A 12,402-nucleotide genomic window follows, 5' to 3' on the forward strand; every position below is an offset into this window, starting at 1 on the left:
TTTAGGCCGGCGTAGTGGTCTGGGATAACCCATGATTACTCTTCTTCACTTTTATTGAAAGGTGGTGATGATCCGTGAAAGAACATATTGATTACCTCTCAACACTGTTTGTTGGGATTGATATTGCATCCCGTGTTCATGTTATCTCTGCACTTGATTTCAACGAGGAATTCTACATCAGGATGAAATCTGTAGAAAACACTCAGGAAGGTGCAGCTTTTATTGAACAGATGATTTCTGATGTATTAAAACACAACCATCAGTTCAAATACGTTATGATCGGTATGGAAGCTACTGGTTTCTATGGTGTCCATCTGGCGAATTATCTTTCTGCCAGTGACCTGCTTGCTCCATTCTCTGTCAGAGTTTACTGTCTCAATCCGAAAGAAGTTAAGAACTACAAAAAGTCCTTTAACGATATCGGAAAAAATGATGGCATTGACTCTTATGTGATTGCCGATTTTGCCCGTGTGGGACGTATTGCAATCAAACCCTGGCGTGGCTCCCAATACCTTGCCTTACAGCGTCTTACCAGACACCGTATGCACATCACTGAATGTATCGCAAGAGAAAAGACTTACATGCTTAACAACATTTATCTCAAGTTCAGTGAATACGCATTACTCCGTGATGGGCAGCATCCATTCGCAAACAAATATGGTGCTACAGCCGAAGCCATTCTTACCGAGTACACAACGAATGAAGATATCGCAAAATCATCCGTAGAAGACCTCGTTGCTTTTATTAACTCCAAGAGCAAAGGCCGTATTGCTGATCCGGAAGAAACAGCAAAAATCTTACAGGCTGCAGCCCGCAACTCATACCGGCTTGATAAATGCCTCTATGAGCCGCTTACTATCTCAATCGCTTCTTCCTTTAACTGTATCAGTTCCTTTGAAAGAGAACTCAAAGCGATTGATAAAGCAGTCCTTCAAACAGTTCAGGGACTAAACCCTGACGAGTACACTGTACTGAATTCCATTCCTGGGATTGGTAAAGTTTATTCAGCCGGTATCTTGGCCGAAATGGGTTCCATTAAGGCTTTTCCTAATGCCAATGCCCTCGCAAAATACTGTGGTATCGTTTGGAACGATAATGACTCTGGCGATTTCGTAGCCGAAGACAAACACATGAGCAAAGCTGGCAACAGATATCTGCGCTACTACATCATAGAAGCTGCCGGAAGTGTTATAAGACACTGTCCTGAATACAAAGCTTTCTATGACAAAAATATGCTGAGACAAGAAACCATCAGCATAAACGAGCACTCGCGTTGACTTCCCGTAAATTTATACGTCTGCTCTTTGGTCTGCTGGACAAGGGCCAACTCTACTCTCCGGAAAAGAGTAGGTAATCCATACTGCATATCGAACTTACGTTCTTAATAGACCGTAGGTCTATTAAGGTTACCCTTTTCCAAGAAAATCTTTTTCATTTTCCTCTTGACATATTACCAAATTGCTTTCGGGTTGTTTCCTGCCTTTATCATACTGGCTTGCAATGTTCCTTGCAAATGTGCGGTTCTGACATTTTGCTTCGATTTGCACATTTCGGACTGCCGCAGAGATTTCCCTTAACGCCATCTCGGAAATGTCACTTGTGGCGATGCCGATGGCGTTCAATGTCTGGGGCGTGTTGAAATTTATAATCTCCGCAAAATCCTCACGCTCAAAATACCCGTCCGCATACAGTCCGCAGCGGCTCAACAGCATATAAGCGACGCTGTTTGCGGCAAGCCGTCTGTAAATCACTTCTATATTATAGTCGTCCAGCTCCTCCAAAAAGCTGTCTTTCATGCAGTCCTTTAGCTGTGAGAGGTAATCGGGTAAATTGTCCTCCACGGCGTTCTCCGCCGTCCCTATTAAAAATGTGGCAAAATCGCCGCCCTCCGTGCCGCCGAACCTGTCCGCAAGCCGTTCCATGACGGGCTGCTCGTACCGCTTATCCATCCGCCATATCGGGACGGGTCGGCTGCCATAATAGCCCTCATGGGTGTCGGAAACGTCAAAATAATATTTCAGCGTGTTCCTGCGTCCTTTCGGGTCAAAGACCGCTATGCCTTTGCTGTCCTTATTCACCCACCTTTTAAAAAGCCTGTTCCATGTGCCAATCTCGGCGACTGCCGTGGCGTCTGGGCGTTGGGCGTAGATTAAGAGCTGCTCGTCAAAGCGGCACTTGTAATTGCGGCAGGCAGAGGATAAAAAGCCCTGCCACGCCTGCGGGTTTCTCGTGACGTCCCTCCCCGTGCGGCGGTACAGCTCTGTAATAAGCTGGTATTTTGCAGCCACAGGCTCACACCTCCTTATCGTTCCAAATCTTTGTTTTTCTGCTTCCTGTCGTATTCCCCGCACCGTTCAGCGATTTCGGAATACATCTTTTCCCTCATGTCCCGCTCATAGGCTCGGTATTCCTTTGCCTTTTCCGTGGGCTTGTACCAGACGCTTTTCTGGTCGGCTTCGTCCATCTGCCCATAGCGGTCGTCTATATTATCCATATATTTCTGATAGACGGCACGGGCGGCGGGTGTATCCTTTGCGTATCGGTAGCGTTCAAGGCTCTTATGCGAGCCACGCAGTTCGGCATACTCGTAGAGCATACGGATAACCTCACGGTCAAGCCCTTTCTGCCCCTCGGCGGCATAGATTTCCGACAAGCCCCTGCACCTCCATGAATGATACGGAGAGGTGTCGTTGGAGCTGTGGGAAGATACATACACGCCGTCTTTCTTTACTGTGATACGGTTGATAAGCTCGGTACTCAATCCCTATCACCGCCCGATAAAACAGTCTGTTCCATAAAAATATCAATCCTCCTGTTGTCCATGCCCCGCCTTTAAGCAGGGGCATAGCTGATTCTGTTTTGTTCCATCCTCTGTGCAAACTCCCGAACGGCACACCTTACGCCGTCAATCTCTGCATGGGTTTCGTCCAGATAGCGGCAGACGGCAAAATAATCCTCCCCGTTCCCATAAAACATACGGATGATGTCGCCATCGGGGACAGAAAAAAGCGTCCTGCCTTTGCTGTCCGTCATGCAGACCTGCCTTGCTGCGTTCACTCCGTGCCACCTCCCAGAAATGAGATGACCCTGTTCCCCTTGATGCTTTTTTGCAGCTCGTTGATGAGCGTGATGTCCGCCACCGTGATTCCCTGCATGGAGAGAATGTCGTCCATCGTCATGGCGGCGATAGCTTTTTCTTCGGTAAAGCCCGCTTCAAATATCTTATTTAGAACCTTAACGGCTTTCTGGTTGACTGCCATATCCCATACCTCCTATCGCTCATGGTCTTTGTGCTTCGGGGCTTTCTGTGCGGACGGCGGCTCTTGCGGCTTCGGTTCGCAGCTATGCCCGTTCCTTTCCATACGCTCGGCAAACTCGCAGATGTGGTAGAGGTTGCTGCCCACCTCGGTATGGTATTCGTCAATGAAACGGCAGCTTTTTTCCGCCTTTTCTCCCCAATCATAAGTGATAATGATTTTCCCGCCGTCTGGGATGCGGAACAGCTCTTTGTAATGGGGGTCAATAAAGCGGATTCCCTGTTCTGCTCTGGATATATGCCTGTCGAGCCATTCTTTCACATAGCAGTAGCAGTAAAAATTGTAATCGCCCTTTGTGGGGTTGCAGCGGAGCAGGAAAGCGTGCTTGTCGATGTCCACACGGAAACCGTACTCAGTACAGTAGTTCCCCATAAAGGCGGCATCGGGGGATTGCCTTGCAGCCGACGACATATCACGGCGGCTGTGCAGAAGCCCCTTATCTTCACGCAGGGCATTGATTACATCGTCAAGCCCCGACTTAAATTCATCGGTTTTCCACTGTTCCCTCGTATCAGACCAATCGGTATGAAACTCGTTCCCAGAGCCGCCAAAGTCCCCACGGAGATGCCCAATGCATCCCGTCTGCCCCTCAAGCTGCATACTCTGGGCGTAGGTGTATTTCTGTTCGGATTGCGTTAAAGCCCGTATCTCCATCAGCGTTCCTCCCTGCTCTTTGATTTCTTCGCCTTTTCCTGCGATTGGATTTTTGCGAGGGCTTCTTTTGCCCAGACGGGCATCTTCTCTGGCTTGATTTCCCCAAGCACGTCGCACCGTTCCCATCGGGCGTGCTTTCCGTCCGCAAGGGAAGTGCCGAACACCGCCTGCCCTCTGCCGCCCAACGCACCGTGACCGCCGTCCGCCAGTACAAGCTGGTAGGCAGAATGCCTGTACTCATGGCGGTTGACCTCGGCATTGATGACAACGACCTTTCCCACAATGCTGCCGCATTTGTCGTCTGGGATGCAGTCGTCTATGGTAAACGGGGTCATGTCAAACTTGAACTGTTCCTGCTCGGCTCTTACACTTTCTATCTGTTCCTGCACCCTGTCGGTAAACATCTGCATGGCTTCCAGATAGTCGTCAGAGCCGACCGCATCCGTTACCCATTCTGCGGACAGCGGGTTGTCGTAAGTGCAGCAGCAGACAAGATACGGGTATTCCTCTTTCTCATCTATGCCGAACACGACTTCCTTTTTTCCGATGTGGATGCTCTGCGTGACCTCATAGGAGCTAATCATCCGTTTTTCTTCATTCTCCATCGGGGTTCTCCTTTCTTTGCTTTTTCTCCCTCTGCTCATCTAAAATCTTTTGGATGCAGACATCGCAGAAAATAGTACGGCTGTCCTTATATCGGGGATAAGGACAGGTCGTGCAGTCATATTTCTTATGGTTTTCATTGCTGCTCATGCTACCGCTCACGCCCATCGTGCTGCTTCACTTTTTTATCTGGCTGTTGATTGTATGGCATCTGGCACTCTGACTGGTAGCGTTCGTTCAGCTTCTCCCTCGCCGCTTCAAGGGTATTGCAGTAACAGCCCCAGTAATAGTTGTCGCCGCCCTTGCAGTACCAGCATACATACGGGTTCGGGGCTTTCGGGTGATGCCCGATGACAAGCTCCGTGTTCCCGATTGTGCAGCCCTCTATGATTTCATAGCCCTGATTGGAGCGTGTTTCACCGTCCATAGGCGTTCCTCCTCTCTTTCAATTTTTTACTCACTTCAAGATTCTTTGGCATATCTGCGGTATGCCTTTTCCCCTTTGGCTCTGATTTTCTGCATCCGCACACTCCCTAAAAGTTCTGGGCATTTCTCCTGCAATTTGCGGCGTGTCCTGCCCACGCTCTCAAAGCTCGGCAAGCCAAGCTCCTTATGGTTCAAAAGTATCTGGGCAAGCGGCATATTTCCCGCATCTTTCAGATAAAGGTTGCAGAGGGCAAGGTACAGCACCATGTCGTCGTTTCTGGCGTCCTCATTCTCTTGCAGGACGGCTCTGACTTTGCCCTCAATGGTTTTCAGACTGTCCATAAATTCCTCCGTTCCGTGTGTTTCTTTGCACAAACATCCTTTATAAATGGAAAGAGAGCGGTATTTTTCAACCACCCCAATCCACATCAATCTGTCTTAATTTATTTCTTCCTGTTACGGATTTTCAGCCATACCGCCGCACTTACCATGAATACGGCAAGAATGGCTGCAATGATTGTCTTTCCCCTCATCCTGCTTAGTCCTCCTTTTTCTTTCTTCCGCACTGGTAGCCTGCAAACCCGAAGATTCCCGCACCGGCTGTAAATGCCGCCGCAAGGCTCACCCACAAGCCAAGATTAAAATCGTCGCCTGTTTTCGGGGTGTCACGCAGTTCGTTGTGCATGGTTACGGTTGCTGTTTCATCTGTCTTAATGGTCACTTTCTGGTCGGCGGGCAGGATATAGCCAGAGGATGCCTTGTCGCTGACCTCGGACACGGTGTACTCGCCGATACGCAAGCCGTCAACTACGATTTCGCCGTTCTTGTCCGTCTTGAATGTCTGGTCGTAATCTTTGCCGATGACACGGAAAGAGAATCCCTCCACTTTTCCGTCAGAGGAAGTCTTGACGATTTTAAGGCTTCCTTTCTGTGCTTCATTTAAAAATCCTTTGCCCGCTTCATTCTCCACGTTGTAGGTCTTGCCGTTTTCCTCAATGGATACGGGATAAACATTCTCGTCCAGAACAAAGCCTGTCGGGGCGGTTTTCTCACTGACAAGGTACTTGCCGTATCTGAGGTCGTTCATCTGGTAAACGCCTTTTTCTACCTCTCCCATCTCGCCGAGCAGTTCATCCTTTTTATCCAATTTCCCGTCGCCGTCCGTATCAGCGTAAACCTCAAATACCGCACCTGTGAGCTTGTTGTCTGGGTAGTCCTTGTCTACTTTCGTCAGAGCGATGTTGCCCATAATAAAGTAGTTGACAAGCTCTATCTCCACAACTTCATCAACCTCGCTGATTGTCACGCTGATTTCTTCCTCGGAGAGTACATATCCTTTCGGGCTTTCGATTTCACGGATTATCCATATGCCATACGGAACTTTATCAAAAGAAAAACTGCCGTCATCCTCGGATGTGGCAGTGGCAATCGCATTTTCCTTTGTATATTCTGTTGTCCCCGTCTGAAAGATGCCGATGAACGCACCGCCTAAATCCTCGCCATCCTCGTTGGACTTTTTGCCGCTGACAGAGCCGTAAATCAGTTCGTTTTCAATGGCTTCTCCCTCGTTTGCCGTGATATTCACGACGGCTGTTTCCTGCCCTGCGTACTCAAAATCAACAGGGTACTTCTCGTCGCTGACAAGGTAAGCGACATTTGTTGATATTTCCTGCACATAATAGCTGCCTATCGGCAGGTCGCTGACTGCCTTTCCGTGACCGTTCTCGTCAAGGAAAATAACTTCAATCAATCCATCGACAGGGATAACAGAGCCGTCGGCGGCGGTCAGCTCCTCGGCGGCATACAGACCGAACGTAACGTCTTTGATTTCGCCGTTGCTGCCCACGCCGTATGCTTCATCAACCTCAAGGCTCTTGTTTAAATCAATTTCTACACGCTGACGCTCGTTGTAAAACTCCGTGCCTGTTTCCGTCACTTCGATTTCCTGCCCCGCATACACAAGCTCAACCGCATGGATTTCATCGTTTAATACCATGCCATACGGGGCGGTCACTTCCTTTACCCCATACTTTCCGAGATAAAGCTCTTTGCTTTCCGCCGTGCCATCTTCCCCTGTGGTAAGCGTGTCCACGACCTCGCCTTTCTCGGCTCTGACCGTTCCGTCCGTTGTAATAATGTCCTCGGCTGCGGTAATCTCGTAAACTGCACCCTCTAAATTATCCACGGCAAAAATCGGCTGGTACAGCCCCTTGTTTCCCGATACCCTGCTGAATACCTCCCCAGACTTGGATACTGTAATCTTGCCTTTCTGTGCCACGTTGGAGCGTTCTACCTTGACAATAGTGATTCCGCTTTCCTCCTCGGAGTTTTCCTGCTCCACGTCAAAATAAACTGGCTCGGAATCCAGAACATAGCCGTATGGGGCTTGCACTTCCACAAGCGAATAGCCCTTGCCGTATTCTAAGGTCTGCGGCGTGATAAGCCCGCCGTCCGCCGTGGTGTAGAACGTGTCAATCTCCGTCACTTCGGGATAAGTGAATTTCATTGTTACAAGGTTTCCCTCTGGGTCGTAAATCTGGAAGCCTGCGCCCGCATACGGGATAACCCTGCCTGTTTCTATATCCTTTTTCACAATCTTGATATAGCTCTCAAAGTTGGCGTTGTTGATAAGGTAGCGGTAAGTCTGGCTGTCCTTGCAGATGAACACGTCAAAGTCTTTCATCAGCTCACGCCCATCCCATCCAGAGGTCTGGTGAACCGTATAGATGCCGTATGGCATATCCTTTGTCTGGGCAAATCCGTTCTCATCACAAATGAGCGTGTCACGTTCCGTTTCCTCCGCCGCATCAAAGCTGCCTGCGGATTTTAAATATACCTCAAAAACAGCCCCCTCCTCTGGCGTTTCAATCTGGGTTTCGCCGTTATCGGTATGCTTGATGATAGCGATATTTCCCTTAATGACCTGCTCGTTTACGTCATTCTTTGCAGAATTATATTCCACGGTGTAAAGCTGCGGCTCTACACCTACATGGTGGATTGTGGTGTCCAGAAGATAGCCCTCGGACGGGGTAATCTCACGGATGCTCCAGTCATCGCCGCAGATATAATATTTCGTTGTGAACTGCCCGTTTTCATCGGTGGTGTAAGTGTCAACCAGTTCCTCCCCTTTATAGATGCCGTAAACCGCACCTGCAAGGGAAGCGTCGCCCTGCGGCTTCTTTCCTGTTTCCACGTCGGTCTTTAATACCGTGACATTGAACTTCTTCAAAATGTTGTGGAAGCTGCGGTTTGTGACCTTTTTCCACTCAATCGGGGCTGTCTGGGATGCAGGCACAACATAGCGGACTGCCGTATCCACTTCCTCAAGAGTATAAGGCGTGCTGCCGCTGATAAGGACGTTCTCAAACTTTGCCAATCCGTTCTTATCGGTTATGGCATATTCATCAATAGCCAAGCCGCTCAATGATGTTCCGTAAAGGTGGAACTTCACGCCCTCCACAAGATTATCCTCGGATGTTTTTACAACTTCCAGACTGCCACGTTTTAAAGTATTGCTGAATGTGACCGTAGAGGTTTTCCCTCCGATAATCGTCACGGTCTGGGTTTTCTGCGGCTCATAGCGGTCAATGGACTGCTCGGTAACGGTATAAGTGCCAGGGAATAAGCCCTCCACTGTGATATTTCCATTCTTGTCGGTTTTTACAGTCTTATTGAAGCCGTCACCTTTGATGGTAAAGGAAATCCCCACAACAACGCCGTCCTCAGAAGTTTTCTTTAAAGCTACTGTTCCTGTCGGGGTTTCCACGTTGATATATGCCATCATGGTATCTACGTTTTCCACGCCCGTAATGACGTCCTGCAAGTTGGGGTCGCCGTAAGCAATCATCATCGCCCCGCTGCTGACCGTTGGCGTGTTGTTCCTCGTTGCCGTAATCCTCGCCTTGCCGTCAATCGCCTTTTTTGACGTGATGGTGAGCTTGTTCCCAGATTTGGAAACTTTCACATTGCTGTCGGAACTGGTAAAGGAATACTCGGAAAGAGCATTATTCTTATCCGTCAATGTCAGACTGTACTTCCCGTCCTTATAGGCAAGCTCCTTTGTGATGTCTTTCTTGCCCGCCGACATGAAGCTTGGAATCGTGCTGTGCCTTGTCATCAGCGACACAATCTGGTCGTAAGCCGCCCTCGCCCCGCTGTTGGCATAGTTAGAGCCAAAGTGCAGGCTGTAAACGGTCGTGCTTGTCTGGCTGTACGGGCTTGTGGCGTTGCGGCATCCCGTAACAAACTCCCATACAAGGGTCTGGGTGGCAAGCCATTTCTCGTCATCGCTCCCAGATAAATTCCCGCTGTTGCCCTGATAGCCGTAGAGCAGGGCAAGCCCCACCGCCTTTTTCTGGTCTGCGGAGAGGGCGTTCCAAGCGTTGGAAGAAGCCTTTGCCAATGTGTTCCCCGTTTTCAGCGGCACGCCTGGCTGAAGGCAGAACGCCGTTTCCCCGTCCACATACATACGGTATTTGTATTCGCCTGTCCCTCCTGCGGTATGACCGCCAATGTTGGCACTGGAATTATATCTGATTGCGTTCCCTGCACCGTCATAGGTGTGGGTAAAGCTAATCGTGCCGATGTCGCCCGCCGCAAACGCTGTCGTGGCAGGGACGGCAGACAGTGCCGTGACCGCAACAAGGGCAAACGCCGCAGCCCTTTTGAATAATTTACGAATCTTCATTCATTACCTCCTGTTCGTTCTCATGTTGATAGTTGCTCATTGATTTGCTGACAGAAAAAGCTGCCCCTCTGGACAGCCTTTACGCCGAATAACTCATGACAATGCACAAGTCATTCGGCTGTCGTGGCAGTCGCCAAATGTCCGTGCAAGCACGTCCGATTGGCTCGTTGCCTACGCATATTTCTTTTCTCGGATAGTTACTGGCAGTATCTAGGGGGAGAGGTGTGGAGAGGGGGAAATTCAAAAAAATTTGCTATCCCCCAAAGGGCGGACTTCTCCCCAAGTGTGCGGTTATCTTTCCTGCCCCCGCTGCCTTTGCAGATGGCGGTTGTAAAACTCCAACGCCTTTACGACAAAATCCGTTTCCTGCCCTCTGGGGATGGATTTCGGTATGAGCTTGGTTATCCGCTCGTCCTTAAAGGCGGGCTTCTCTTTCTGGTTCGGCTTTTCCTCCTGCATGATGCTCTGGATAACCTCATCCGTGAGTTTTCCCTCCTGCATGAACTTTTTCATCTTGATAGCCTGTGCAAGAGAGGGCGTGGCATCATTGTAGCCCATTGCTTCAAGCAGGGTGTATTGCTGTTCCTCGGACAGATAGGAGATTTCCACCGCAGGGCGGAAAGCAATCTGGCGTTCATCAACCATTTGCAGGATTTCGGGTACAAGCTCGGTCAGACGGATATAGCGGAAAATCTGATTTTTACTTTCCCCGACTTTCTCAGCAAGTTCATCACTTGAAGTAGCAAATCCAAAATTATTACCCACTGGGGAATAATTATCTTTTGTGGGTCTGCCTGCCTGTCGCTTCATAGCTTCAAGCCGCATCTTATACGCAAAGGCTTTCTCACTCGGCAAGATAGTAGTCCTTTGGAGATTGCTCTCAACCATGACAATAATCGCTTCGTCACGGGTCAGCTCCTTGACCTCGCATTTGAGCGTTTCAAGCCCTGCAAGCTCGCAAGCCTTTTTCCTCCTGTGACCGCTGATAAGCTCATACCGCCCGTCCTCCTTTTGGCGGACTGTGGCAGGGGTCATTACGCCGCTCCGCCTTACGCTGTCCACAAGCTGCTCCATGTCCTCGTCCATTAAGACCTTGAACGGGTGGTCTGGGAACTCGTCAATCTCCGCAATCGGAATTTCCCTTATCCTGCTTAGATTCGCTTCCGCACGGCTCTCGTCCGTTTCAAAGAGGTCATCGTATGCGGTCAGCTCGATTTTGCTTTCTCTGTTTCTCGCCAAGCTCCGCCACCTCCTTTCCGAACTGCTCGTAAGCTACGGCTACCTTGCCGCCTTTGTGGTAGGCAAAAATGCTCTTTCCCTCTGCTGTGGCTTCCACGGCACGGATGGAGTGGGGTATCTGAGTGTCAAATACCTTGATTCTCTGCCCATAGGCACTCTTAACCGTTGCCGTAATTTCCTTAGAGATGTTCGTGCGTGGCATTACCATCGTCATAAGGATGCCGTCAATCCGCAGGTGCGGGTTGATTTGCCGTTTGACTTTTGATACGGAGCGAAGCAACAGCTCTAAGCCTTTGGCGGAAAGATAATGGGGCTGTGTCGGGATAACCACGCTGTCAGCAGCCGCAAGCGCATTGATGGTCAGCATACCCAAGCTCGGCATACAATCCACGAGAACCGTGTCGTAATTCTTTTTTACTTCATTGATGCAGGTTTTCAGTACGCTTTCACGGCTTATGGCGTTAATCAGCCTTACTTCCAGCCCCGACAGCTCAATGTTGGACGGGAGCAGGTCAACGCCCTCGTCATGGTGCAGGATGCTTCTGGAAACATCGACGGGTTTGTCGTCAATAATGTCCTGCATGATAGTCGAGAGCGTATCGGGCAAGTCGTCTGGTCGGCTGTAACCGAGCGACATGGTTAAATTTGCCTGTGCATCGGCATCAATCAGCAGTACCTTTTTGCCCTGCTGTGCCAGAGCCACGCCCAGATTGACCGCCGTGGTGGTCTTTCCAACACCGCCTTTCTGGTTGGTTAAAGCGATTACTTTGCAATTTGACATAGGGTGCGTCCTCCTTTCGCATAGATTTAGCCACTTTGTCAAGGTGGCTATGTAAAGGATTTATGGCAATAAAAAAAGCCGACTGGCTGTTTTATTTGCTAAACTACACCAATCGGCTATGTAAAAGTCTATTCTGTTTTATTCTCTGCCTTATCTGCTCTTACATGATAAGGCTTTCATTATTCTCTCTGTATCCCATTTTTCTGGGAACAATACCGCCATAATATGAAACGCATCCATCAGTCCTGCAATATACGCATGAGTGCCGTACTCAAAATCCTGCTTTTCCCTGCAATCTATAAGACGTTGGCAAACTTCCCTTTGTTCCTCCGTCAAATCAAGCTGGTTAAAGGCATCCTCCGCATATCCCTCATCCTTACTGTCTTTTTGATAACTGGCGTCAGCCTGTAACAGTTTCAATACGGATTCGTCTTTTAATTTTTCTACTGCTATCTTCACCAGTTCTTTAAATTCCTTATCGCACATCACTTCCCCCTGCCAGTTCTACTCTTAATTTTTTTATAGGTGCATGGATAACCTTAAAAATAAGTTCGTCAACGCAGTCCGTATATCTGCCCTGCTGTATGAGCTGATTTTTCAGTTCCACAAGGCTATGCAGCAAAATACTTCGTTCCCCACTATCCACATACAAATGATTTTTCTTTTCTCTCATAATCAACACCAACCTTTTTTGA

14 protein-coding genes and 1 pseudogene are annotated in these 12,402 nt (G+C 49.1%); 1 reads left to right on the top strand and 14 read right to left on the bottom strand.

Going from position 1 to position 12,402, the window contains the following annotated elements; all coding sequences use genetic code 11:
• The first annotated feature begins 74 nt into the window (after positions 1-74).
• Positions 75-1,277, top strand: a complete 1,203-nt coding sequence (locus tag GN277_RS17615; RefSeq protein ID WP_244324712.1) for an IS110 family RNA-guided transposase — start codon at positions 75-77, stop codon at positions 1,275-1,277.
• 141 nt (positions 1,278-1,418) lie between these two features.
• On the opposite strand, the pseudogene GN277_RS17620 reads toward GN277_RS17615, so the two are convergent.
• The 14 genes and pseudogenes from GN277_RS17620 to GN277_RS17680 all read right to left on the bottom strand — a co-directional run.
• Positions 1,419-2,288: pseudogene (locus GN277_RS17620) on the bottom strand (LPD25 domain-containing protein); the annotation flags it as partial.
• A 14-nt stretch (positions 2,289-2,302) separates the two neighbouring features.
• A complete protein-coding gene (locus GN277_RS17625) occupies positions 2,303-2,761 on the bottom strand; it encodes a DUF3435 domain-containing protein (RefSeq protein WP_159752212.1) in 459 nt (152 codons plus the stop codon).
• A gap of 71 nt (positions 2,762-2,832) precedes the next feature.
• Positions 2,833-3,057, bottom strand: a complete 225-nt coding sequence (locus GN277_RS17630; protein WP_120481502.1) for a hypothetical protein — start codon at positions 3,055-3,057, stop codon at positions 2,833-2,835.
• Positions 3,054-3,260, bottom strand: coding sequence for a hypothetical protein (locus GN277_RS17635; RefSeq protein WP_120481501.1), 207 nt, complete (start codon positions 3,258-3,260; stop codon positions 3,054-3,056). Before GN277_RS17635 ends, GN277_RS17630 begins: the two co-directional genes overlap by 4 nt.
• Positions 3,261-3,272: 12 nt before the next feature.
• Positions 3,273-3,971 (bottom strand): hypothetical protein, encoded by a 699-nt coding sequence (locus GN277_RS17640; protein ID WP_159756905.1) that lies wholly within the window; start codon positions 3,969-3,971, stop codon positions 3,273-3,275.
• Positions 3,971-4,576, bottom strand: coding sequence for a hypothetical protein (locus GN277_RS17645; RefSeq protein WP_159752214.1), 606 nt, complete (start codon positions 4,574-4,576; stop codon positions 3,971-3,973). The genes GN277_RS17640 and GN277_RS17645 overlap by 1 nt, the downstream gene beginning before the upstream one ends.
• Positions 4,566-4,724 carry a hypothetical protein gene (locus tag GN277_RS29510; RefSeq protein ID WP_199735667.1) on the bottom strand — a complete coding sequence of 53 codons (159 nt, stop codon included), beginning with the start codon at positions 4,722-4,724 and terminating at the stop codon, positions 4,566-4,568. The genes GN277_RS17645 and GN277_RS29510 overlap by 11 nt, the downstream gene beginning before the upstream one ends.
• Before the next feature lies 1 nt (position 4,725).
• Positions 4,726-5,001, bottom strand: a complete 276-nt coding sequence (locus GN277_RS17650) for a hypothetical protein (RefSeq protein ID WP_159752216.1) — start codon at positions 4,999-5,001, stop codon at positions 4,726-4,728.
• A 35-nt stretch (positions 5,002-5,036) separates the two neighbouring features.
• Entirely contained in the window at positions 5,037-5,342 is a 306-nt protein-coding gene (locus GN277_RS17655) for a hypothetical protein (RefSeq protein WP_120481515.1), read from the bottom strand.
• Positions 5,343-5,538: 196 nt separating this feature from the next.
• Positions 5,539-9,687, bottom strand: coding sequence for a SpaA isopeptide-forming pilin-related protein (locus tag GN277_RS17660; RefSeq protein WP_159752218.1), 4,149 nt, complete (start codon positions 9,685-9,687; stop codon positions 5,539-5,541).
• Positions 9,688-9,978: 291 nt separating this feature from the next.
• Positions 9,979-10,926 (bottom strand): ParB/RepB/Spo0J family partition protein, encoded by a 948-nt coding sequence (locus GN277_RS17665; RefSeq protein WP_120481496.1) that lies wholly within the window; start codon positions 10,924-10,926, stop codon positions 9,979-9,981.
• A complete protein-coding gene (locus GN277_RS17670; protein ID WP_159752220.1) occupies positions 10,880-11,707 on the bottom strand; it encodes a ParA family protein in 828 nt (275 codons plus the stop codon). The genes GN277_RS17665 and GN277_RS17670 overlap by 47 nt, the downstream gene beginning before the upstream one ends.
• Positions 11,708-11,857: 150 nt before the next feature.
• A complete protein-coding gene (locus GN277_RS17675; RefSeq protein ID WP_120481494.1) occupies positions 11,858-12,193 on the bottom strand; it encodes a hypothetical protein in 336 nt (111 codons plus the stop codon).
• Positions 12,183-12,380, bottom strand: a complete 198-nt coding sequence (locus GN277_RS17680; protein WP_016303374.1) for a hypothetical protein — start codon at positions 12,378-12,380, stop codon at positions 12,183-12,185. The genes GN277_RS17675 and GN277_RS17680 overlap by 11 nt, the downstream gene beginning before the upstream one ends.
• Positions 12,381-12,402: the final 22 nt, after the last annotated feature.

Origin of the sequence: Sporofaciens musculi (assembly GCF_009830285.1) — a bacterium.
Taxonomy (GTDB): domain Bacteria; phylum Bacillota; class Clostridia; order Lachnospirales; family Lachnospiraceae; genus Sporofaciens; species Sporofaciens musculi.